Genomic DNA, 23,703 nt, shown 5'->3' with positions numbered 1-23,703 from the left:
AATAGTCAGTAGCTGGCGTGTCGATCGGCGTACGATATTCGCCCATGGCTCCCGTTTCGCCGACCGTCGCGCGGTGGGAACTCGTGCTCCGGCTGCGCGAGCTCCGTGAGCAGCGCGGATTCGATTCGGCCGGTTTCGCCCGTCGGGTCGGGTTCACCCCCGCCAACTGGTCGCACGTCGAGAAGGGCAGGCGGGTGCTCACCCGCACCACGATCGAACCGGTTCTCGACGTTCTGGATGTGACGCCCGACGAACGCAACGAACTGCTGGCCCTGCTCGAGGCGAGCAAGCAGCGCGGCTGGTGGACGACGGCGTCCTCGGCGCTGATCGGCCCCGAGCTGCAGCGGCTGTACGGGATGGAGGCGGGCGCGCAGAGTATCCGCAGCTACGACAGCATGATCGTGCCCGGGTTGTTGCAGACCGAGGCCTACGCACGGGCTCTGATCAGCGCCGATGTGATGATCCGACCGGTCCAAGTTGACCAATTAGTCGCGATACGACTGCGTCGGCAGCGCCGGCTGCGCGAACCCGATCCGCTCGAACTCACCGCGGTGCTCGGCGAGGCGACGCTGCGTCAGCAGACCGGTGGCAGTGCGGTGCTGCGCGAGCAGTTGCGGCACCTGGTGACGCTGGTGCGCGAGCTCGACACCGTCGACGTGCGCGTCATCCCGTTCAGCGCCCCCGAAGGTGCCGTCCTCGGCGGTTCCAGCTTCCATCTGCTCGACTTCGCAAGCGACCAGCTACCTACCTTCGCCTGGGCGGAGAGCGCGGTGTTCGGCGGCCATGTCGACGATGCCGAACAGGTCCGCGATCTAGGCTTCGCCTACGTCCGTGCCCGCGAGCAATCCCTTTCTCGCACCGAATCTCTCACCCTGATCAGGGAGTATGCGAGCGTGTAAGATTCGAGGTATGTCCACCACCGCTCGCCGCAGCCCGGCCGAACACGGCTGGTTCACCTCGTCACGCTCCAATAACGGCAACCAATGTGTCGAGGTTCGTTTCGATGGAGACGCTGTCCAGATACGAGACAGCAAATTCCGCCGCAACCCGATGAACACCGGCTTGGACGAGCCCATCATCACCGTCGACACCGCCCTGTGGACAGACTTCCTGCACTGTGTGCGCACCACCCGCCGCCACCCCACCCTCGTGGCCCACACCTCCCCCGACGGCTCGACCACCCTCCGCCACGAAGACGTCCTTCTCCACTTCACCGCCCCCGAATGGCAAGCCTTCGTAGCCGGCGCCCGAGACGACGAGTTCGCCCGCGTCTAGACAGCCGCGTCTAGCGTCGCGCACGAATGGCGGCGCCAGCCGCCCGGTTCTCGGCGCGCCTCCGGCTCTGGACTGAGCGGAGGGTGCGACGAAGGAGTACCCGGAGGGAGGGAAGAGCCGGAGTCAAGCGCCGAGAACCAGCGGCACCAGCCGCCGATGACACGGCATACTGGAGCGCGTGACTTCGGATCTGAGCAGCCCCTCCGGTATTGATCTGTCCTTCCGTGATCAGGATGTGCGGGTGCAGGACGATTTGTTCGCGCATGTCAACGGGCAGTGGTTGGCCGGGTATGAGATCCCGGCTGATCGCGCCGTGGACGGTGCGTTTCGCACGCTCTACGACCAGGCCGAGCTCGACGTGCAGGCGATCATCACCGATAGCGCGTCCGGCGCGGCCGATGATGCCGATGCGCGCAAGATCGGCGATCTGTTCTCGAGCTTCATGGCCACCGATGTGGTCGCGGCGGCCGGGTTCACCCCCATCGCCGCCGAACTGCGCGAGATCGCCGAGGTGAGCGATCCGAGCGCGTTCGCCGCTCTGCTCGGTCGTTTGCAGCGCACCGGCGTTCGCGGCACGCTCGCCTACTACGTCGATACCGACGACAAGAACTCCACCCGCTACCTCGTGCACGCGACCCAGGCGGGCATCGGGCTGCCCGACGAGTCCTACTACCGCTCCGAGGAATTCGCGGGGATCCGCGACGCCTATATCGCGCACATCACCAAGATGTTCACCATCGCCGCCGCTGACGCGTCGCTGGACGGACTGCTGCCCGCCGACCCGGCCGATGCCGCCAAGCGCGTATTCGAGCTGGAACGCACACTCGCCGCGGGTCACTGGGATGTGGTGCGGCGTCGTGATGCCGAGAAGAGCTACAACCTCACCACTTTCGCTGATCTGGTCGCCGAGAACCCGGAATTCGATTGGGCCGCTTGGGTGGACGGCGTCGCGACCGGTCTCGACCGCGACGGCAAGGATCTGTTCGCCGAGCTCGTGGTGCGTCAGCCCGATTACCTGCGGGCCTTCGCCACCGCATGGGCCGAGGTGCCGCAGGCTGATTGGCAGGCGTGGGCGGCGTGGCAGGTACTGCACGCGCGCGCCGGTTTCCTCACCGACGAGATCGTCGAGGAGTACTTCGACTTCTACGGTCGCACCCTCACCGGCGCGAAGGAGAACCGCGAGCGCTGGAAGCGTGGCGTGTCGCTGGTGCAGGAACTGCTCGGCGAAGCGGTGGGCAAACTGTATGTGGCCCGGCACTTTCCGCCGCAGGCCAAGGCGCGGATGGTCGAGCTGGTGGCCAATCTGCAGGAGGCCTACCGGCGCAATATCGCCGACCTCGAGTGGATGGGCCCCGACACTCGCGCGGCCGCGCTGACCAAGCTGGAGAAGTTCACCCCCAAGATCGGCTACCCGGACACCTGGCGCGACTACTCCGCGGTCGAGATCGACGCGACCGATCTGGTCGGCAACTACCGCCGTGGCTACGCCGCCGACCACGACCGTGACCTGGGCAAACTGGGTGGCGAGGTCGATCGGGGCGAGTGGTTCATGACCCCGCAGACCGTGAACGCCTACTACAACCCCGGCATGAACGAGATCGTGTTCCCCGCCGCGATCCTGCAGCCGCCGTTCTTCGACATGAACGCCGACGACGCCGCCAACTACGGCGGGATCGGCGCCGTGATCGGCCACGAGATCGGCCACGGTTTCGACGACCAGGGCGCCAAGTACGACGGCGACGGCAATATGCAGGACTGGTGGACCGACGAGGACCGCGCCGAATTCGGCAAGCGCACCAAGGCTCTGATCGACCAGTACAACGTGCTCTCCCCCGCCGACCTGGCCGACGAGCACACCGTGAACGGCGAGTTCACCATCGGCGAGAACATCGGCGACCTGGGCGGCCTCTCGATTGCCCTCGCCGCGTACAAGATCTCGCTCGACGGCAAGGAGGCGCCGGTCATCGACGGCCTCACCGGGCTGCAGCGTGTCTTCTACGGCTGGGCCCAGGTGTGGCGCACCAAGGCTCGACAGGAAGAAGCCATCCGCCGCCTCGCCGTCGACCCGCACTCCCCGCCGGAGTTCCGCTGCAACGCGGTGATCCGCAATATCGACAGCTTCTACGAGGCTTTCGACGTGACCCCCGCCGACGCGCTGTACCTCGATCCCGCGGAGCGCGTGACGATCTGGTGACGTGCTCGACCCTGCCGGCGAGACGATCGCCGGTAGGGTCGGAACCCGTTGCTCGAGAAGGGGTTCTACCAGTGCGTTATCAGCAGGTAGCCGACGATGTCTTCACCATCGCAGGCACAGATGTGAACATGGTCCTGCTCCGCGAAGGCCGTGACCTGACGCTGATCGACGCGGGCTGGTACGGCGACGCCGGCCTGCTCGAGGCGACCATCGAAGCCCTCGGCCACCGCCCCGAAGACATCCGAGCGGTCCTGCTGACCCACGCCCACCTGGACCACGTCGGCGCCCTCAACCACCTCCAGGCGAAGTACGGCATCCCCGCCTACACCAGCCCGCTCGAGGTGGCCCACGCCAAGGGTGAGGTCCACGAGTCGGCCACGCCCCTCGATGTCGTCAAACGCCTCACCGACATCTCGACCTGTGGTTGGGCCCTGCGCATCACCCGCGCCGGCGGCCTCCGTAAGAACCCGGTCCCCCACATCCAGCCCTTCCCGACCGAAGGCCCCCTGGATCTCCCCGGCCGTCCGGTCCCGATCCCCACCCCTGGACACACCTCAGGACACTCCGCCTTCCATTTCCCTAACGCGGGTGCGGTGGCCACTGGCGACACTTTGGTTACCGCCCACCCCACCTCGAAATACCATGGGCCCCAGGTACTCCCCAAGTTCTTCAACCACTCGACTCCCGATACAGTGCTGGCCCTGCGCGCCCTCGAATCACTCTCTGCCGATCTGGTCCTCCCCGGCCACGGTGTCCCCTTCGCCGAGGGGATCGGCCGAGCCGTCGACCTGGCGCGGACCCACGCGACCACCAGTCTCACTTGATCGTCCCGCGGGAGTAGTGAGCTGGTTACTCTCGTTGCAACCGAAAAACGCGAGCAATTCGCAAGTTAGTGGCGTTTCCAAGAGCGAAAGTATTGCTAGAACTGATGAATTGGCCGGCGCACCACGTCGAACAGCGACCATGGACGGCGCGCGGCGGGCGCGGTTCGCGAGTGGGTCCCATGCCCGAGCAGGTCGCTGTGTCGATCCCCCCGCACATCGCTCGGCTCGATTTCGCTACCAGGCGAACGACATCGGCCAGCGAGGCCGCGGCGATCGCGGTGACCCATCTCGAAGCCGGCCATGGCGGGCTGGCTCCCCTGCGCGAGTTCCTGCTGCGCAGCGAGGCGGTCGCGTCGTCGCGAATCGAGCACATCGACGCGGGCTGGCGAGCATTCAGCAAAGCCTTCGGTGGCGCGACGGCTCGTCCCGAAGCCGCGTCGCAGGTGGCCGCGGTGCGGGCGCTGACCGGCCTGGTCGACACCGCCGAGCACGGCCAGATCACCGAGGCGAGCCTGCTCAGCGCTCATCGGGTGCTGATCGCCCCGGAGTGGGAGAAGGCCGGGCGCTTCCGCACCGTCCAAACCTGGATCGGCGGCAGCGACTACACGCCACTCAACGCGCTGTATGTGCCGCCCCCACCAGAACTGGTGCCCGAGCTGGTGGCCGACCTGCTGGCCTTCGTCGCGCGCGGCGACCTGCCGATCCTCGTGCAGGCCGCGCTCGCGCACGCGCAGTTCGTATCGATCCACCCGTTCGTCAGTGGCAACGGCCGGATCGGTCGCGCCCTGGTAACCGCCATCCTGCGCCGGCGCGGCCTGACCGACCGGGTGACCGTCCCGTTCTCCTCGGTCATGCTCGCCGACACCTCGCGCTACTTCGCCCAACTGGCCGCCTACCGCACCGGCGCCGCCGAGGAATTCGTCGTGTACCTGGCTCTCGCCGCGGTGTACGCCAGCGAGGCCGCGATCGACTCGGCCCGCGCACTCACCGCGCTCCCCGACGGCTGGCGCGACCGGGCCCGCCCGCGCGCCGGCTCCGCCGACGAGGCACTACTGGCGAACCTGCTCGAGCATCCGATCCTCACGATCGCCCAAGCCAACGCCATCACCACGACCACGGACTCGGCCACCTACCGAGCCCTGGATCGCCTCACCGACGCGGGCATCCTCGAAGTCGTCTCCGACTCCAAACGAAACCGCATCTGGGCCGCGACCGACATCCTCGCCGAACTCGGCGCCCTCAACGCCGCGATCGGCCGCCGCACCGCGGCGGGTCTGTCCTAGCGCAGGCGCAGTTCGGTGCCTGCGTCGAAGAAGAAGATCTCCTCGGGCTTGGGCCGCAGGTGCAAGGTTTCGCCGAGCGTGGTCTGGAACCGGCGGTCCACTCGGACCACGATTTTGCCGGAGCGGGTGGACCAGTCGGTGCCCGCGCCGTGGGTGTAGACGAACGATTCGGCGCCGAGTTCCTCGAGCAGTTCGGCGACGACGGTGATCCCGGCGGGGTCGGTGGTGACTTCCCACGATTCAGGCCGGATACCGAGAACGACACGGGCCCCGGAAACACTGCGGGGCAGCGGGATTCGCAGGCCGTCCAGCACAGCCTCGCCATCGACCACGGGTGCCTCGAGTAGGTTCATGCCCGGCGAGCCGATGAACCCGGCGACGAAGGTATTCAGCGGGTTGTCGTAAAGCTCACGTGGAGAGGCGATCTGCTGCAGCGTGCCGTCACGGAGAACAGCGACACGGTGACCCATCGTCATCGCCTCGACCTGGTCGTGGGTGACATACACCGTGGTCGTGCCGAGACGCTGCTGCAGCGCGGCGATCTGGGAGCGGGTGCTCACCCGGAGTTTCGCGTCCAGGTTGGACAGCGGCTCGTCCATGCAGAACACCTGTGGCCTGCGCACGATGGCGCGGCCCATGGCGACGCGCTGACGCTGACCACCGGAAAGCTTCGCGGGTTTGCGGTCGAGCAGGGGCTCCAGCTCTAGCATCGCCGCGGCCTCCTTCACGCGAACCAGCGTGTCGGACTTCGACATTCCCGCATTGCGCAGCGCGAACCCCATGTTCTCGGCCACGGTCATGTTCGGATACAGCGCGTAACTCTGGAATACCATCGCCACATCGCGAGCGCGCGGCGGCAGGTCGGTGACATCGCGCTCGCCGATCCGAATCGTCCCGGCCGCAACGGATTCCAGCCCGGCCAGCATTCGCAGACTCGTCGACTTGCCGCAGCCGGACGGCCCGACCAGCACCAGGAACTCACCATCGGCGATGTCGAGATCGAGTGCGTCGACGGCGGGGGCGTCGGCGCCGGGGTAGCGGTGGGTCACACCGTCGAACTGCACTGTCGCCATGGCGAATTCTCCTAGGAGGGAAAGCGAAAACGGGCCGGTGGTCACGACGAACCACCGGCCCACGGGGAACTACTTGGGCAGCTTGGGCGTGATCTGCCGGTCGATGATCGCCTGCACGTCGGCGGCGACCTTCGCGAGGACCGTTGCGGGATCGGCGTTCTGGAGGCCGATCTGCTCGTAGCCGGTGCCGATGATCTGGTCGGCGCCTGGCACGAACACGCGCGCGTAATCCTGCGACTTCGTCACGGCCAGCTGGTCGATGGCGACCTTGGAGTTCGGGTTCTTCGCCAGGAAGTCGACCTCGCTCGGGTCGGTGACCGCCGACTTGCGCACCGGCATGTAGCCCGTGTTCTGCGAGAAGTACGCGGTGTTCGCACCGTTGGTGATGAACTCGATGAACTTCAGCGCGTTCACCTTTCGCGCGTCCGAGATCCGCGACGGGATGGCCAGACCGGCGCCGCCGGTGGTGACGCCTGGCCCGTTCGGATGCGGCAGGAAGGCCGTGCCGACCTCGAACTTGCCGTCGGCGTTCTTCTTGATGCCCTTGAGGTCGCCGGTGGAGGCGATGGTCGAGGCGGCCACGCCGGTGCCGAAATCGACCGCGATCTGCGGGCGGATGGCGGCGTACTTCTTGACGTTGATCGAGTCACGCAGGTAGGTGGCAGCCGCGATCGAGCCGGGATCGGTGAACTTCAGCTTCCACTGATCGGAGTACGCGCCACCGAAGGTCCAGTTCGGGCCCTGGAAGGTCCAGCCGAGGTAGTTCTTGGCGTCGCCCCACGCGTGGGCGAACTTGTCGCCGCCGACGACCGACTGCAGCTTGGGGCCCCACTCGTCGAATTCCTGCCAGGAGTTCGGGCCGCGATCCGGCAGACCGGCCTTGGCCCAGACGTCCTTGTTGTAGTAGAACAGCGGGGTCGAGCGGGCATAGGGCAGCGCGTAGTGCTTGCCGTCGAACAGGTAGTCGGCGGCGAGCGAGTCGACGTAATCGCCCAGCTGCACACCCGCGGCGCCGAAATGCCCGTCGAGCGGCTCGATCGCCTTGCTCAGCGCGTAGTTGAACCACCAGACATCCGACAGCACAACAACATCGGGCAGCTCTCCGCCGGTGAGCGCCGCGTTGAACTTCTGCGCCACCTCCTCGTAGTTCTTGCCCGCGTCGACCAGGTTCACTTTCAGATCAGGGTTTTTCGCCTGGAAGCGGTTGATCAGCTCCAGCTCCAGCTCCTTGGAGGTGCCGGGGTGGTTGGACCAGAAGGTGATGGTGTTGGCGTCACCGGAATCACCGGATCCGCCGCCGGTGCCCGCGCATGCGGCAAGGGCTGCGGCCGCGGCGACGCCGCCGGTCAGGCCGATGAAGCCACGGCGACTCAGCGCCGGGAATCGTGAGTTGGACACTGGCGAACTCCTGTTCGAGATTTAACCCTTGACCGCACCGGAGGTGAGGCCTTTGATCATGTGACGTTGCAGGGCAAGGAAGACGATGAGAATCGGCAGCATCGTGAGCACGGTGCCCGCCATCACCGGCCCCCAGTTGGTGACGCTGGGGTTCTCGGTGTTCTGCAGCAGGGTCAGGCCGACCGGCAGCGTCGCGACATCGGCGGAGTCGGCCATCAGGAACGGCCAGAGGTACTCGTTCCACTCGTTGACCAGCGTCACCACCGCGAACGCCACCATCGTCGGCCCCGACATGGGCAGGACAACGCGGGTGAGCAGCCGCCACCAGTTGGCGCCGTCCATCCGTGCCGCCTCGATCACCTCGCCGGGCAGCGACAGGAAGTGATTGCGCATCAGGAAGGTGCCGAAGGCGACGCCGCAGAGCGGAATGATGATGCCCTGGAAGGTGTTTCGCCACCCGAGCTGGGCGATGAACGCGTAGTTGGAGATCACGGTGATCTGGTTGGGCACCATCAGCGCCGCGATGATCACCAGGAACACGATGTTCTTGCCGGGAAAGCGCAGGAACACCAGGCCGTACGCGCTGAACACACCGAGCGCGAACTTCACCACCGACACGATGCCGGTGACGATGATCGAGTTCCGCAGGAACGTCCAGAACGGCACCGTGGTGGTGGCATGGCTGTAGTTCTCCGGACGCCAGGTGCTCGGCCAGTAGACCGCGGGCTGGGTGTAGATGTCGGAGCGGTCTTTGAGCGAGGTGATCAGGATCCAGAACAGCGGGACCCCGACGATGATCAGCACGCACACCATCGCCGCGTAGCCGAGCAGGGTGACCGCGCGTTCACGGCGCTGGTACGAAAGGGTCTGCGGGCCTATGTGTTTCATCGTTCGCCTCGATCCATCACGCGCACCTGGATCAACGTGACCACCAGCAGCACCACGAACATGATCGTGGCCACGGTGGCGCCGTAGCCGGCCCGGAAATTGCGGAACGACTCCTCGTACACCTGGAACACCATCGTGGTCGTGCCGTTGCCGAGCGGGCCGCCGCGGGTCATCACATTGATGATGTCGAAGACCTGCAGGGAGTTGAGCAACACGGTGATCGACAGGAAGAAGGTAGTCGGACGTAGCTGGGGCAGAAGGACTTTCGTGAATCTGGTCCAGCTGCTCGCACCGTCCATTTCGGCCGCTTCGAGCAATTCGGCGCGCACACCCTGCAGCGCGGCCAGATAGATCACGAAGGCATAGCCGAGGTTCTTCCAGATGTAGGTGATCGTCACCATGAACAGGGCCCACTGCGGGTCCTGATAGAAATCGGGCACATTGTCGACGCCGATCCGGTGCAGAACATCTTGTACCAGACCGAAACTCGGATCGAAGATGAATTGAAAAGCCACACCGATCGCCGCGCCCGAAATCACGAACGGGGCGAAAATGGCCGATCGAACAACATTGCGCCCGAACAGCTTTCGATCGAGCAGCATGGCCAGCGCCAGACCGAGCGCCATACTGACCACGACGGCCGCCACGGTGAAGATCACCGTATTGCTGACGACCTTCCATGAGTCGTCGCGCTGCCACCATTCGATGTAGTTGTCGAACCCCACCGAATTCGCCACCGGCTCAGCGATATTCCAGTCGGTGAACGACAGCCGGATGTTATCGGCTAGCGGCCGGTAAACGAACAGGCCGAGCAGTGCCAGGTTGGGCACCACGAGTACTACGAACAGCGCGTAGTCCTGCCACGGACGGCTTCTCCCGGGGAGTACCCGCTCTGGACTCTTTCGCACCGCGGCAGCTTTACGGCGCATGGCGAACCGTTGGTTAACCCTGCCCGCCGATTTTCTGAACATCGGACGCACAGAACCGATTACAACAGAGGGCCGAACAACACGACCCGTTTGATCGTATTGTTCGGCCCTCGTTCAGTGAGTACATGGGTAACTCACCGGGAACCGGCTGACTCCGCAGTCACCCGACTGTCGGCCGCGTCGCCGACAACCAACCCACCTGAGTCTGGCCAGAATACGCGGAGAGGCGGATGAGCTCAGTGCGTTAGTTCCAGTCGCCGAGACCGTCGCCCGCACTGAGGGTTCCGCCCTGGGTGCCGGTGATGATCACCGCATCGCCGCGACGGGTGTTCTCCAGGAACCACTTTCCGTCCTCGGTGCTCACATTGAGGCAGCCGTGGCTGGCATTGGAGTAACCCTGCTGGCCGACCGACCACGGGGCGGCGTGCACGAAGATGCCGCTGTTGGACAGGCGGGTGGCGTATTCGACCTCGAGCTTGTAGCCCTCGGGATCGGTGACCGGCACGCCGTAGGTCGACGAGTCCATCGTCATCTTCTCGAGCCGCTCACCCACGATGTAGGTGCCGTTGGGAGTCTCGTAGCCGGGCTTGCCGAGCGAGGTCGGCATCTCCCGGACGACCTCACCGTTGACCGTCACGACGATCATCTTGGTGGCGTCGTCGACGGTGGCGACGAACGCGTCACCGATGCGGAACGAGCTGGTGGTGCCGCCCGCGACCACGGTCACGTCGGTGTTGGCCGGCCAGAACTCGGTGGGCTTCCAGCGGACCTGCTTGCTGGAGGTCCAGTAGAAGTGGCCCGGCGCGTTGGCGCTCGAGGTGACCTTGATGGCCCGCTCGGCGGCCGCGCGGTCCTCGACCGGCTCCTGGAAAGTGATGGCGATCGGCTGCGCGACGCCGACGGTTTCGCCGTCGGCGATGTTGATGTTCGGCGGCGCGAAGGGCGCCTGCTGCGCGGGCTCGTTCACCGCGGGCTGGCTGGAACCGGCGCCGAAGCCCGGCAGAGTCGGCTGAGCCTGCGCGGGCACGGCGACCAGTGCGCCGGTCGCTGCGATCGCCGCCGACAGCAGCAGGCCCCGGCGGAGCCAGTGCGATTGCCGCATATTTGCCTCGTAGTGCATAGGTTTCTCGTCCATTCCATCTCTCGTTCCGCATGCGGCGGCGCGAGATCTACTCAGTGACGCTTGTTCTCATTGACCGCAGAGGCCGCGACGGGTCTCTGCGAGGTAACGATTCCCCGACCCTGACCTTCCATTACTACCCGTACCGGCCGTCTTGGTGCCAGCCGCGTTGCGCGGTGATAACAGAGCCGCAACTATGTGCCGTGAGTCACATAACGCGCTGTGATTCAGTGCCTTTCGTCAAACGCCACGCTCACAGCGGCGAGTCGATCGCGGTGCGGATGAACAGCCGGGAAACACATCCGTGTGAGTCCCAAACGTCGAGTGAGGCAGATCACCCCGTCCGTGTGAAGTGGATCGCCCGATCCGGCGCGGTCGCGAGATTGCGCGGCACGGCGCGCGGTCGTCTGCCGAGCGCCAGCGCGGGTTCGAGGGTCAACCGGACCTCGGTCAGCAGCGTAGCCAGCACGATCCGCAGTTCGTAGTCGGCCAGCGTCGCTCCGATGCAGCGCCGGTGACCACCGCCGAACGGCGCGAACTCGAACTGGCTCACCTTGCGGTCGAGGAATCGGTCCGGATGGAAGAGGTGTGGTGCGGGCCAGGTCGACGGCTGGCTGTGCAGTACGCCGACGGCAAGGCCGATGGTGGCGCCCGCCGCCACGTCGAACCCGCGCCAGCGCAACGGCGCTGTCAGGGTGCGCAACACGATCGGCACCGGCGGGTGCAGTCGCAGGGTCTCCTGGCAGACGGCGTCGAGGAGCGGAAGACGGGCCTGTTCGGCGGGGTCGTCGCCCGCGGCGGGTAGTTCGGCGAGCAGGCGGGTGAGCAGGCCGGGTTCGCGGTGCAGGTGGTAGAGCGCCCAGGTGAGGGTGGTCGCGGTGGTTTCGTGGCCGGCGGCGAGCAGGGTGCGTAGTTGTTCGCAGAGTTCGGTGTCGGTGAGGGCGGTGCCGTCGTCGTAGCGGGTGGCGAGCAGCAGGTCGAGCAGGTCGCCGTCGGCCGGACCGGTGCGGCGCCGCTCGGCGATGTCGGCCAGGAGCAGGGTGTCCAGCCGTTCGCGTGCCGCGGTGAAGCGCTCCCACGGCCCGAAACCGCCTATGCCACGGCGTAATACCGGTGCCACCATGAGCGGCGTGGTGAACGCGGCGAGGAAATCGGCGACCACACCGTCATATTCGGCGGCCCGATCGGAACCAGGACCGAACACCGCGGCGAGAATGACCCGCAAGGTGATGGCGCGGGTGGCCTCGAGCGCATCGATGCGGGTGCCGAGCTGCCAGGGACCGGCTGTACCGCAGTGTATTTCGCGCAGCGTCGCATTCCGGATCACCTCCCCCAGCGGCCGCACCCGCGCACCGTGCAGCGCGGGGGCAAGCAGCGCGCGATCCGTGCGATGCCGCGTTCCGGAACTGAGGATCAGCGACGCGGCACCGACCATCGGCTCGATCGGATTGGGTAGCGGCGGCTCGAGCGAGGCGGCGGGCGCCCGGAACAGTTCGCGCGCGCCCTCGGCTGTTCCGGTGAACAGCACCTCGGGAAACCCGGGGAACCCGACCGCGAACGGATCACTACGCGCGGCCCGTCGGCGCAGGTAGCCCGCGAAATCCCGGCCGGCAGCCAAGCCGTGCAGCAGCGACCAGCGTGGAGCGGCGGGGCTCGGCGAACTCATGCCTATTACTACGGCCCACCTCCGGTGCGGGTTCGGTCACCCTCGCAGCGTGCGCGCCGTGCCCTGCGCCATCGCTGCCAGTTTGGCCAGGCGGGCGTCGCCGAGTGCGGTGACGGCACCACCCAGCCGATTGGTGACGAACGCGATCGACATTCCGAGATCGGGATCGGCGTAGGCGCCCGACCCACCAACCCCGTAGTGGCCGAACGCGTTTCGTGGTTGCTGCTTGGTCATCAGGACCGGGCGGTGGTAGCCGAGGGTGAACCGGAGCGGTAGGCCGAGGACGTAGTCGCGGCTGCTGGTCTGCTGGGTGCGGTTGATCGTCTCGATGGTTTCCGGACGCAGGAACCGCACGTCGCCGACCTGGCCACCGTTGGCGAGCGCGCCGTACATTCTGGCCAGCGCCCGCGCCGAGAACACGCCGTTCCAGCCGGGCATCACCGCATCGTGCACGCGCGGGTCGCGGACCAGCTCGTCGAAACTCTCCGGCATGCCCGCCTCGGCCAGCCCGCGCGCGGGCCGCACCCACGACAGCACCGACGACGCGGTGTTCCAGCGAATCCCCGGTGGCGCCAGATGCGGAAAGATCTTCGCGATCCGATGCCGTTCGCCCGGCGGTACCTGGAACCAGAACTCGTCGATTCCCAAGGGCCGCGCCACTTCTCGGCGCAGTACCTCGGTGAACGGGTCGCCGGTCACCCGCTGCACGATCTCGGCGACCAGCCAGCCGAAGGTGATCGCGTGATAGCCGGAACTTCGGATACGGCGCGGGTCGGCGGGGCTCTCGGCGAGCGCGCGCACAACCGCCCCGTAGTCGAGAATGCCCTCGCGACCTGGCACGAGCCCACGCACCCGGTGCAGACCCGCGCGGTGCGACAGCACGTCGCGCACGGTGATGTCGTCCTTGCCGTGCGACCCGAACTCGGGCCAGTAGGTGGCCACCGGCTCGTCGTAATCGATCAGCCCCCGCTCGGCCACCCGATGCAGCACGGTGGCGGCGACGCCCTTGCCGGTGGAGAAGGTGAGCGCGATGTTCTCGCCGGTCCAGCGCTGATCCTTGGCCGCCCAGCCCGCCCAGATATCGACCACCGGTGCGCCGTCCAGATAGATAGCCAGCGCACCGCCGCCGCGACTCGGCTGGGAGAACATCCCGAAGAAATGATCGGCGAGCCGGATGAAGCGCGGATCGACCACCATCTGCCGTGGCGCCGCGAAATCACCGACCGGTCCCGGTAATGGGGTACTGCTCACGCCTCACCTCCTGATCCGTGATCGGGGGCCCTGCGCCGCACGTGGCGACCGGAATACCGAGCGTATCGCAGGCGCGGACCCGCCGGGCTGGAGTCGACGCGGGTGCCTCGAGTGGTGTATTCACAATGTGTGTTTGCAGATTTGCCCATCGGCCGGCTCGTCGGCGCGATCGCCATCACCGTGACCGCGTTCGTCTCGACCGGTTGTGGAGGCACCATCGATGGCTACGCCCAGCCTGCGATCGACGTCGTCCCCGCGACGAGTGGCGCGACGCCGACCACCAAGCCGGGCAAGACCACCGGCAAACCCACCACCAGCAAGCCCGCGCCGACCTCGAGCAAGGGCGGCAAGACCGACTTCCAGGCCAATATCGGTGACTGCGTGTCGCTCGGCGGCACGGTCAACGACGCGACTATCGAGAAGGCCGCGTGCGGTAGCCGGTCGTCGAACTACAAGGTCATCGCCAAGGCCAAGACCAGCAGCGGCTGTGTCGGCGACCGCGACAACTTCTACGCCGAGACGCTCAACGGCGTCGAGACCGGCGCGCTGTGCCTCGACATCGACTGGGTCGTCGGCGGCTGCATCGACGTGGGCGGCGACGAGCCGAAGCGCATCGAGTGCACCGAGGGCGGGACCGAACCGGTCAAGGTGATCACGATCAACAAGAGTTCCGACAGCGTCGACGACTGCCCCGACGCCGCCGACTCCGGCTTCAAATACGCCGAGCGCAAGATGGTCGTCTGCGTGGAAAGCCTGTAACCAGGCAGGCACGGCGGCTAACTTGGAGTCGTGACCGAGACGGTTCGGCTGAAGTCGGCGACGGGTCGCTGGATCCTGCTCGCCACCATCCTCGGCTCGTCGATGGCGTCGCTGGACGCTACCGTCGTTTCCGTGGCGCTGCCACGCATCGGCGAGTCGCTGCACACCGATGTCGCGGGCCTGCAGTGGACCGTCAACGGCTACACGCTCACCCTCGCCTCGTTCATCCTGCTCGGCGGTTCGCTCGGCGACCGCCTCGGCCGTCGTCGCGTATTCGTCTGGGGCATCATCGGATTCGCGATCACCTCGCTGTTGTGCGCGCTCGCGGTGAACATCGAGATGCTGGTCGTCGCGCGGTTGCTGCAGGGTGTGGCGGGCGCGCTGCTCACGCCGGGGAGTCTGGCGCTGATCTCGGCCTCGCTGGATCGGCGCGATCAGGGCAGCGCGATCGGACTGTGGTCCGGGCTCGGTGGCGTGGCCGGTGCGTTCGGGCCGCTGCTGGGGGGTGGGCTGATCGATCTGGTCGGCTGGCGGGCGATCTTCCTGCTCAATGTGCCACTCGCGTTGCTGGTCGCCGTCGTCGCGATGAAACACGTGCCGGAGAGCCGTGATCCGCAAGCGCCGGCGCGGATCGACGTGCCCGGCGCGGTGATCGTCGCGTTCGCGCTCGGTGCGCTCACCCTGGGACTCATCGATGCGCGGGTCGTGCTGGTGGCCATCGGGTTCGGCGCGCTGGTGTGTTTCGCGCTGGTGGAACTGCGCAGCCCGAATCCGCTGGTACCGCCGTCGCTGTTCCGGTCGCGGGTGTTCACGGCCGCGAACCTGGTGACATTGCTCGTGTATGCCGCGCTCGGTGGCGTCTTCTTCCTGCTGGTCCTGCAATTGCAGCTGGTCGCCGGGTACTCGCCGATGGCTTCGGGCGCCGCGGGTCTGCCCGTCACCCTGCTGATGCTGGTGCTCTCGGCGCCCGCGGGGCGGTGGGCGCAGCGGCACGGGCCACGGATTCCGATGACGATCGGCCCGCTGCTGGCCGCGGGCGGGGTGTTCGCGCTGCAGCGGATCGGGGCGGACGCGGACTATCTCACCGATGTGTTGCCGGGCGTGTTCGTCTTCGGATTGGGGCTGTCGGTGATGGTCGCGCCGTTGACCGGCGCGGTGCTCGGCGCGGTCCGGGAGGGCGAGGCGGGCATCGCGTCGGGAGTGAACAACGCCGTAGCGCGCACAGCGCAGCTGTTGGCCGTGGCGGCGCTGCCGGGATTGGCCGGGCTGTCGGGCGCGTTCAGCGATCCGGTCGCCTTCGCGGCCGGTTTCGACACCGCGATGCGCTGGTGCGCGGTGCTCCTTCTGCTCGGTGCGGGCATCGCCGCGGTCCTGCTGCGCGTGCCCCGCCAGACTCCCGAGCCCGAGCGCGTCGACTGCCTGCCGCACTGCGCAGGCGCCGACGGACCGGCGCTCGCCCCGACGATCCCACAGGCCACAACCAAATAGCGGGCCGCGTGGACAACCACGCGACCCGCTCGACACCCCCGACGAGAAGGGACCTAGATCGGGTGGAAACCCGCACCGACGCCGCCGCGGGCGTTGACGTCGTCCATGATCGAGTTCATGTTCGTGCCGACCTCGGGCCCGATGCAGGCCATGGCCAGGTAGGCGTTCACCATGCCGACCAGCGTCGACCCGACGACGACCGGCGCGCCGGAATCGCCCTCGACCACGCACATCTGCGACCAGGTCTCGGTATTGGTCTGGAAAACGTCGCCCCAGGTGATGCCGCAGGTGTTGCCGGTGGTCCGGCCTTCCTTACAGACGATCGTCGGGAACTGCGCGGGCCCGCCGACACCGGTGATGCTCACATTGCCGATCCGGTTGACCGGGGTGATCCGGCCCGGCGTGAACTCGATGACCGCGTAGTCGAGTTCATTGTTGCTGTACGCGAATCGGCCGATCTCGCCGTAGCCCCGGTCCACCTCCGCGCTGACCGTCGCGCCCGCGTCACCGCAGTGACCCGCGGTGAGCCCGACCAGCCTGCCTGCCCCATCGTGCCCGACCGTGGTGACGGTGCACTCGAACGCGTTGTCGATCACGATGCCGGAGCCGCCGCCGATCACCGGGGGGCCTGCTTGCGCGGTGGCCGCGCCGGTGCCGAGCAGAGCCGCACCGAGCGCGACGGCGAAGGCGGCGTTGGCCACCTTGGCGAGTTTGCTGAACATGTCCCTCCAGATGTCGGAAGTTCGCACGATATCAATACGGTCTGTCTATCGTGCCTGTATTCGGTCCCGGGCGCGCCCCCGGACCGGTGCGGTTGCTGGCCGAATCCGGTCCGACGCGGCGGTCGAAGATGATAGCGATCCTCTATCGAAAATCGTGTCCCGGCGCGTCGTTAATGTTTCACACGTGATTTGTTCAGATAATTCGGCGAGGGATTCGTTATGAATGACAAAGTTCCGCGAAATTCCTCGAGCGCGACCGCCGGTACTGGGAAACCATGTGGGAAACAGCTACATGCGTAATCCACGGAACGCCGACAATTGTGCGTTGTAAGGTCCGGGATGACGTGTCTCATAGCCGTTTCGGACAGTGACCTCTATCTATGACAGCGCTCACATGTCGGTGATGTGTTCTGCGCTACTCCGTAGTAAGGTGCGTCAAGCAAACAAGTCGTCGGGGCGTTGAGGGTCCGACGTCGAGAGGGGTTATGCAGTGCAGTCGACCGAGAGTCCGCCCACACGTTCACGAGTCAGCGAGGCTGTCGACTGGACGAAGGGCCTTTGGGACGACCACCCGAAGAAGTCGCTGGAAACCTTCGGTCGACAGATCACGATGGGTATCGAAGCGATCACGGAGTTGTTCGTCGCGATCTTCCGTCGGCGCTTTCCTTTCGACGAGTTCGTTCGGCAGTCCGCGTTCATGGCGAGTGTCGCCGCGGCGCCGACGTTGTTGGTCGCCATTCCGATCGCGGTGATCGTCTCGATCCAGGTCGGCGCGGTCGCGGGCCAGGTCGGTGCGACCTCGTTCATCGGCGCGGCCAACGGCCTCGGCATCATTCAGCAGGGCGCCCCACTGGTCACCGCGCTGATGATCGCGGGCGCCGTCGGTTCGGCCATCTGCGCCGACCTCGGCTCGCGCACCATCCGTGAAGAGATCGACGCGATGAAGGTCATGGGTGTCGACCCGCTGCGCCGCCTGGTGGCTCCCCGCCTCGGCGCCGCGATGCTGGTCAGCTTCCTGCTCTGCGGGTTCGTCGTCTTCGTCGGCTTCCTGACCGGCTACATGTTCAACATCTTCGCCCAGGGCGGTACGCCCGGCTCCTACATGAGCACCTTCGCCTCGTTCGCGGTCACCCGCGACCTCGCGGTGGCGCTGTTGAAGTCGGTGCTGTTCGGTCTGATCGCCTCCATCATCGCCTGCGACTGCGGCCTGAACGCTCGCGGCGGTCCCGGTGGTGTCGCCAACGCGGTGAACTCCGCGGTGGTCAGCTCCACCGTCATGCTGCTCGGTGTCAACGTGGCGATCACCCAGATCTACTCCGCCGTATTCCCCCCACAGGTGGTCTGAGCCATGTCATCTACTTACGTACCTCCGCTACTGCGGCCGATCCGGTCGCTGCAGAAAGCGAGCAAGGCGCCCGGCGACCTGCTTGCCCGCCTCGGCCATCAGGTCTTCTTCTTCCTGCGTTCGGTCGGCTCCATTCCGCTGGCCTTCAAGCAGTACCCGAAGGAGATCTGGCGACTGCTCTCCGACGTCACCTGGGGTAACGGCAATATCGTCGTCGGTGGTGGCACCATCGGCGTCATCCTGATCATCAGCGCCTTCGGCGGGATGACCGTGGCCATTCAGGGCCATACCTCACTGAACCTGCTGGGTCTGAGCCCCATCACCGGCGCGATCTCGGCCTTCGCGACCACTCGCGAACTCGGCCCGCTGCTGGCGGCATTGGCCTTTGCGGCCCAGGCGGGCTGCCGGTTCACCGCACAGCTGGGCGCCATGCGCATCTCCGAGGAGATCGACGCGCTCGAGTCGGTGGCCATCCGCCCGCTGCCCTATCTGGTCAGCACCAGGATGATGGCCGCGGTGATGGCGATCGTGCCGCTGTACGCAGTCGGTCTGACCACGGCATACCTGGCCTGCTCGGTCACCGTGCAGTTGATCGGCGGTACCGCGGCGGGCACCTACTCGCATTACTTCTTCCAATTCCTGGTGCCGACGGACGTGCTCTACTCCCTGCTCAAGGTGATCATCTTCGTCATGATCACGACGTTCATCCAGTGCTACTACGGCTTCTTCGCCTCGGGTGGTCCCGAAGGCGTCGGCGTGGCGGCCGGTCGCGCGATCAAGATGTGCATCATCCTGGTCGTGTTCGCCGACCTCCTCATGACATTGGCGATCTGGGGCATCAACCCCGGCATCAGGATCTCGGGGTAAGCGCGCGATGATCATCGATCCCAGTGGGCGCGGTCCCACCATGAAGCAGTTGTACGTGGCCGGTACTGCCGGTTTGATCGTCTTCGGCGTAATCCTGGCTTTCCTCACGGCCCGCTACCAGGGCTACTTCGTCCCCAAGGTCAACGTGGTCGCGAACCTGTCGACCACCGGTGACGGCCTGCCCTCCGATGCCGATGTGAAGTTCCGCGGCGTGCTCGTCGGCGTGGTGAAGAACGTCGAGATCGGCAAGAGCGCCGAGCAGAAGGTGAACATCGAGCTCAAGCCCGAGTTCGCCGACGGCATTCCGAACACCGTCACCGCACGCGTCGTGCCGTCCAACCTCTTCGCGGTCACCTCCGTGGAGCTGGTCTACAACGGCGCGAACAGCCAGCACCTGAAAGAGGGATCGCAGATCCCCGAGGACCGCAGCCAGGGCACGATCGCGCTGCAGGACACGCTCACCACGGTGCGCGACATCCTCAACGAGGTCGATCCGGTGCAGCTCGGTCGCGTGCTCGGCACGCTCACCCAGGCACTCGACGGCAGCGGCCGGGTCCCAGGCTCGACCATCCAGCGCCTCGACCACTGGCTCACCACGGTCGCCGACGCGGGCCCGAACGTGGGCGGGATGCTGGACAACTTCTCCAACTCCGCGCACGCGCTCAACCAGTCGGCCCCGGAACTGCTCGATGTGCTCGGCTCCTCGGTGCAGACCGCGAACACCATCGCCACCAAGCGTGAACAGCTGATCGCGCTGCTGGCCGGTGCTAGCGCCACCACGGATCGGGTGAACGACCTGTTCGCCACGAATCCCGATGTGGGTAAGGAAGTTACGGTCGGCATGAACGCCACCCTCGGTGCGCTGGCCGCCGAGCCCGCCTCGATCACCGAGTTGTTCCGGGTCTTCGGTCCCTCGCTGGCTCAGCTCAACACCACCTTCCACGGTGGCCCGAGCGGCAAGCAGATGGTGTGGAACGCCGGCCTCACGCTGACGCCCTACCGGCCCAACACCGTCGCCGACTGCCCGCGCTACGGCGACCTGCTCGGCCCGAGCTGCTTCACCGCACCGGCCGAGGTTTCCCTGCCGCCGATTCCGGACAACCTGCGTCCGCGCAAGCTCGACTCCGCGGCCGGCCTGCCGCCGCTGGTATCGCTCCCGGGTATGCCCGACATTCCGGGCCTGACCAGTCCCGGTGTCGCGCCGATGCAGACCGCGGGCGGCACCGAGATCAAGCCGTTCCAGGGCACGCCACTCGAGGGCATCGTTCCGCCGATCCAGATTCCGGGCCTGCCCGGTGTGCTGGGTGGCGCGCCCGCTCCGGCGGCCGCACCGGCCGCGGCGCCCGCTCCGGCGACAACGCCCGCCGCGACGCCGATCTCCTACACCGGTGACGCGGCGATGACTCAGCTGCTCGGTCGCAAGCCGAACGCGTCCGAATATCTGCTGCTCGGTCCGATTTTGAAGGGCGGAACCCTGCAAGTGTCCGAAAACGGGGGTGGCGCATGAGTATCCGCAAGCCGCTGATCGGGTTCAGTATCTTCGCGATCGTCTCACTGCTCGTCACCGTGGTCGTGTGGAACACACTCGCCCGCACGGTCGACGGTGACACCCGCAAGTACACCGCGATCTTCACCGATGTCCTCGGGCTGCGGCCCGGCGACGATGTCCGGATGGCCGGCGTGCGCGTCGGCAAGGTCGAGAAAATCGAGCTCGACGGCAAGAACGACGCCAAGGTGTCGTTCATCGTGCAGAGCGACCAGACCCTGTTCAACGACACCAAGGCGCTGGTCAGGTACCAGAACCTGATCGGCCAGCGCTACGTCGCGCTGACTCCGGGCAGCACGCCGAGCCCGGAGGCGCTCAAGAGCGGTGCCACCATTCCGCTCGATCGCACCGAGCCCTCGTTCGATATCTCGGCCCTGCTCAACGGTTTCCAGCCGCTGTTCCAGGCGCTCGAGCCCGCCGAGGTCAACGCGATGTCGGAGACCTTGATCCAGGCGCTGCAGGGTGACGGAGTGTCGTTGTCGGCCTTCATCATTCAGGCCGCCCAGCTGGCCACCGATTTCCAGCGTCGCGACGCGATCTTGTCCGACGTGATCACCAACCTGTCCGGGGTGATGGCCGGGTTGGCAAAGCGAGGGGATGAATTGGAGACCCTGGTTACCCAGACCCGGGCGTTGATCGGCGGACTCTACGACCAGGGTCAGTCGCTGCAGGCTTCCACGGCCACGCTCGCCGATTCGACGACCGCGCTGGTCGGGATGATGACCAAGATCCAGCCCAAGCTGGCGATGGCCCAGAACTCCTCCACCGCGGCACTGAACCTGCTGCTGGCCAACGGCGCCAAGCTCGACCAGGTCGCGATCGACATGCCCTCGATGCTCGCCGACCTCGGCCGGATGACGTCGGAGGGTACCCACGCCAACGCCTACCTGTGTGGCCTGGACATCTCGCTGTACGGGGTTCTCTTCCCGCGCGGCCTGTTCAGCCAGATCGGTGGCAACGGCCATTCCGAGGTGTGCAGATGAGCAAGATCAAGTCAGCGTTCGTCGGTAACCGCAACTTCTGGCTGGGTGTGGTCGGTGGCCTGTGCATCGTGCTGCTGCTGGTCGGTTCGAGCATCTTCCAGTTCATCGGACTCGGAAAGCAGTCCATCGACGCGGAATTCGTGCAGGCCGCGGGCATCAAGACCGGCGACAAGGTCGCGGTCTCGGGTGTGCAGGTCGGCACGGTTTCCGGCGCCAAGATCGAGGGCGATCACGTGGTGGTCACCCTCGATGTGGACAGCTCGCTGAAGCTCGGTCCCGACGCGCACGCCGCGATCAAGATGGCGACCCTGCTCGGCGCGCGTTATGTCGACCTGCAGCCCGGCGACGGATCGGGGCTGAAGAACGACACGATCCCGCGCTCCAACACCGACGTTCCGTACAACATCGCCGATGTGGTGCAGGTCGGTACGCCGAAGTTCGAGGCGCTCGACACCAAGAAGCTCGCCGCCTCGCTCAACACCATCAACTCCCAGCTCGGTGATTCGCCGGAGCTGGTCGCCCAGGCGCTCGACAGCGTCGGCGCGGTCGCCAAGGTGGTCGACCAGCGCAAGGGTGAGGTGGACAGCCTGATCAAGGACCTCAACCGGGTCACCCAGCTGCTCGCCGACAACCGCAACTCGATCCTGCTCGTGATCACCCAGGGCGAGGCCATCGCCAACCGGGTGATGGAACGGCAGAACCTGCTGCGTCAGCTGCTCGACAATGTCGCCACGCTGACCCGCCAGCTGGAGGAGATCGGCGCCGAGAACGGTGACCAGTTCGGCGGCACGATCGCCCAGCTCAACACCATGGCCGAGGGCCTGCAGAAGAACAAGGACAATCTCGACAAGCTGCTGCAGATCGGTCAGCCGACGGCGCGCTACTTCAACAACGCGCTCGGCAACGGTAACTACGGTTCGGTCGCACTGCCGTGGGTGTTCCCCGACAACTGGCTGTGCTTCGTTCAGGTGATCCAGGGGTGCCAAGGATGAAACTGACCAACAAGCTCCGCATCGCGCGGACGATGATGATCACCGCCACCGCGCTGGCCCTCGGCAGCTGCTCGCTGCTGCCCAGCCAGTTCGACGACGCGCTCGGCCGCTCGACCAAGATCACCGCCGACTTCGAGAACATCGCGGGCATGTACGAGGGCAACGAGATCATGGTCCTCGGCCTGGCGGTGGGCAAGGTCGACAAGATCGTGCCGAAGGGCACCTACGTCGAGGTCCACATGACCATCGACGCGGGCGTGAAGATCCCGAAAGACGCGATCGCCGCGATCATCTCGCCCTCGATCGTCACCGACCGGCACATCGAGGTGAGCCCGCCCTTCACCGGCGGTGAGACGCTGAAGTCCGGCGATCACCTGCCCAAGGCGCGCACCAGGACGCCGGTCGAACTCGACACGATGATCAAGACCATCGACCAGTTCGCCGCCGCGCTGAAGCCCGAACCCGGTCAGGAGGGTCTCGGCCCGCTGTCGGGCCGGGTGCTCTACCCGGTGCTCAACGGCAACGGCCAGAAGATCAGGGAAACCCTCGACGCGCTCTCCGGCGCGCTGAAGGTCGGTGTCGACAACAAGGACGCCATCTCCAACATCATCATCAAGCTCAACGAGCTCACGACGATGCTGGCCGACAACGATCAGTCGGTGCGCGACTTCAGCGACCGGATGACCGCCATGTCGGGGCTGCTCGCCGAACAGGCGCCCGGCCTGCAGGCCACCCTCGACCAGCTCAACCAGTTCCTGAACAACACCTCGACGACCTTCGCCGGGCACCAGGACGAACTGGCCGCCTCGCTGGCGGGCCTGACCAACGTCACCAACCAGCTGCGCGCCAACTCGGGCGCGATGGTCGAGATCGTGGACGTGGTTCCGCTGCTCATGCAGAACATCGACGGAGCCATCAACAAGGAAAAGGGCTTCGTCCGCCTGCAGGCGCTGATCGGTACCACGCTCTCGGGCGAGATCGTCAGCGTGTTCTGCGAACGGATCCAGATGCGCTCCGAGGGTTGCCGCAGCGGAAACGCTCAGGATTTCGGCCCCGACTACGGGCTCACCGCCGCACTGCTCGGACTGACGAAATGACCC

The 23,703-nt window shown here is 66.3% G+C and carries 21 protein-coding genes; 13 read left to right on the top strand and 8 right to left on the bottom strand.

All coding sequences use genetic code 11. The features are described from left to right. Positions 1-44 precede the first annotated feature (44 nt). The 5 genes from ACWZHB_RS28265 to ACWZHB_RS28245 all read left to right on the top strand — a co-directional run bounded on the left by ACWZHB_RS28265 (position 45) and on the right by ACWZHB_RS28245 (position 5,576). Entirely contained in the window at positions 45-899 is an 855-nt protein-coding gene (locus ACWZHB_RS28265) for a helix-turn-helix domain-containing protein (RefSeq protein ID WP_427904811.1), read from the top strand. 10 nt (positions 900-909) lie between these two features. After that, the gene (locus ACWZHB_RS28260) at positions 910-1,275 is read left to right on the top strand and encodes a DUF397 domain-containing protein (RefSeq protein WP_427904810.1); all 366 of its coding nucleotides are present in this window, start codon (positions 910-912) and stop codon (positions 1,273-1,275) included. Positions 1,276-1,453: 178 nt separating this feature from the next. Next, on the top strand, positions 1,454-3,469 hold the full coding sequence (locus tag ACWZHB_RS28255; RefSeq protein WP_427904809.1) for a M13 family metallopeptidase: 2,016 nt from the start codon (positions 1,454-1,456) through the stop codon (positions 3,467-3,469). 71 nt (positions 3,470-3,540) lie between these two features. After that, positions 3,541-4,293, top strand: coding sequence for an MBL fold metallo-hydrolase (locus tag ACWZHB_RS28250; RefSeq protein ID WP_427904808.1), 753 nt, complete (start codon positions 3,541-3,543; stop codon positions 4,291-4,293). A 104-nt stretch (positions 4,294-4,397) separates the two neighbouring features. Then, complete coding sequence (locus ACWZHB_RS28245; RefSeq protein ID WP_427904807.1) at positions 4,398-5,576, top strand: Fic family protein; 1,179 nt, start codon at positions 4,398-4,400, stop codon at positions 5,574-5,576. Here ACWZHB_RS28245 and ACWZHB_RS28240 read toward each other — a convergent pair. The 7 genes from ACWZHB_RS28240 to ACWZHB_RS28210 form a co-directional block, all read right to left on the bottom strand. Next, the gene (locus tag ACWZHB_RS28240; RefSeq protein WP_427904806.1) at positions 5,573-6,649 is read right to left on the bottom strand and encodes an ABC transporter ATP-binding protein; all 1,077 of its coding nucleotides are present in this window, start codon (positions 6,647-6,649) and stop codon (positions 5,573-5,575) included. The genes ACWZHB_RS28245 and ACWZHB_RS28240 overlap by 4 nt on opposite strands. Positions 6,650-6,718: 69 nt before the next feature. Continuing rightward, complete coding sequence (locus ACWZHB_RS28235; RefSeq protein ID WP_427904805.1) at positions 6,719-8,047, bottom strand: ABC transporter substrate-binding protein; 1,329 nt, start codon at positions 8,045-8,047, stop codon at positions 6,719-6,721. 21 nt (positions 8,048-8,068) lie between these two features. Further along, positions 8,069-8,935 carry a carbohydrate ABC transporter permease gene (locus ACWZHB_RS28230; RefSeq protein ID WP_427904804.1) on the bottom strand — a complete coding sequence of 289 codons (867 nt, stop codon included), beginning with the start codon at positions 8,933-8,935 and terminating at the stop codon, positions 8,069-8,071. Then, on the bottom strand, positions 8,932-9,843 hold the full coding sequence (locus ACWZHB_RS28225) for a carbohydrate ABC transporter permease (protein WP_427904803.1): 912 nt from the start codon (positions 9,841-9,843) through the stop codon (positions 8,932-8,934). The genes ACWZHB_RS28230 and ACWZHB_RS28225 overlap by 4 nt, the downstream gene beginning before the upstream one ends. A gap of 265 nt (positions 9,844-10,108) precedes the next feature. After that, on the bottom strand, positions 10,109-10,999 hold the full coding sequence (locus ACWZHB_RS28220; RefSeq protein ID WP_427904802.1) for a L,D-transpeptidase: 891 nt from the start codon (positions 10,997-10,999) through the stop codon (positions 10,109-10,111). A 319-nt stretch (positions 11,000-11,318) separates the two neighbouring features. Next, the gene (locus tag ACWZHB_RS28215; RefSeq protein WP_427904801.1) at positions 11,319-12,650 is read right to left on the bottom strand and encodes a cytochrome P450; all 1,332 of its coding nucleotides are present in this window, start codon (positions 12,648-12,650) and stop codon (positions 11,319-11,321) included. Positions 12,651-12,686: 36 nt separating this feature from the next. Next, the gene (locus ACWZHB_RS28210) at positions 12,687-13,847 is read right to left on the bottom strand and encodes a serine hydrolase domain-containing protein (RefSeq protein ID WP_427909326.1); all 1,161 of its coding nucleotides are present in this window, start codon (positions 13,845-13,847) and stop codon (positions 12,687-12,689) included. A 183-nt stretch (positions 13,848-14,030) separates the two neighbouring features. Here ACWZHB_RS28210 and lppU point away from each other — a divergent pair, with 183 nt between their 5' ends. Further along, positions 14,031-14,660, top strand: a complete 630-nt coding sequence (lppU, locus tag ACWZHB_RS28205) for an LppU family putative lipoprotein (RefSeq protein ID WP_427904800.1) — start codon at positions 14,031-14,033, stop codon at positions 14,658-14,660. Positions 14,661-14,690: 30 nt separating this feature from the next. After that, positions 14,691-16,148 (top strand): MFS transporter, encoded by a 1,458-nt coding sequence (locus ACWZHB_RS28200; protein WP_427904799.1) that lies wholly within the window; start codon positions 14,691-14,693, stop codon positions 16,146-16,148. 53 nt (positions 16,149-16,201) lie between these two features. Here ACWZHB_RS28200 and ACWZHB_RS28195 read toward each other — a convergent pair whose 3' ends face one another. Next, positions 16,202-16,870: a S1 family peptidase gene (locus tag ACWZHB_RS28195; RefSeq protein WP_427904798.1), complete on the bottom strand. Its 669-nt coding sequence runs from the start codon at positions 16,868-16,870 to the stop codon at positions 16,202-16,204. Between the two features lie 490 nt (positions 16,871-17,360). On the opposite strand from ACWZHB_RS28195, the gene ACWZHB_RS28190 reads away from it, so the two are divergent. Genes ACWZHB_RS28190 through ACWZHB_RS28165 form a run of 6 tightly spaced genes read left to right on the top strand, consistent with a single transcriptional unit; the run spans position 17,361 to position 23,700 of the window. Continuing rightward, positions 17,361-18,215: an MlaE family ABC transporter permease gene (locus tag ACWZHB_RS28190; protein WP_427904797.1), complete on the top strand. Its 855-nt coding sequence runs from the start codon at positions 17,361-17,363 to the stop codon at positions 18,213-18,215. Positions 18,216-18,218: 3 nt separating this feature from the next. Then, positions 18,219-19,082: an MlaE family ABC transporter permease gene (locus ACWZHB_RS28185; RefSeq protein ID WP_427904796.1), complete on the top strand. Its 864-nt coding sequence runs from the start codon at positions 18,219-18,221 to the stop codon at positions 19,080-19,082. Positions 19,083-19,089: 7 nt separating this feature from the next. Further along, positions 19,090-20,589 (top strand): MlaD family protein, encoded by a 1,500-nt coding sequence (locus ACWZHB_RS28180; RefSeq protein WP_427904795.1) that lies wholly within the window; start codon positions 19,090-19,092, stop codon positions 20,587-20,589. Then, positions 20,586-21,611, top strand: a complete 1,026-nt coding sequence (locus ACWZHB_RS28175; protein WP_427904794.1) for an MCE family protein — start codon at positions 20,586-20,588, stop codon at positions 21,609-21,611. Before ACWZHB_RS28180 ends, ACWZHB_RS28175 begins: the two co-directional genes overlap by 4 nt. Next, complete coding sequence (locus ACWZHB_RS28170) at positions 21,608-22,603, top strand: MCE family protein (protein WP_427904793.1); 996 nt, start codon at positions 21,608-21,610, stop codon at positions 22,601-22,603. Before ACWZHB_RS28175 ends, ACWZHB_RS28170 begins: the two co-directional genes overlap by 4 nt. After that, on the top strand, positions 22,600-23,700 hold the full coding sequence (locus ACWZHB_RS28165) for an MCE family protein (RefSeq protein ID WP_427904792.1): 1,101 nt from the start codon (positions 22,600-22,602) through the stop codon (positions 23,698-23,700). The genes ACWZHB_RS28170 and ACWZHB_RS28165 overlap by 4 nt, the downstream gene beginning before the upstream one ends. Positions 23,701-23,703 lie beyond the last annotated feature (3 nt).

It is taken from the genome of Nocardia sp. FBN12, assembly GCF_054031145.1.
This window is presented reverse-complemented; position numbering and strand designations above follow the sequence as displayed.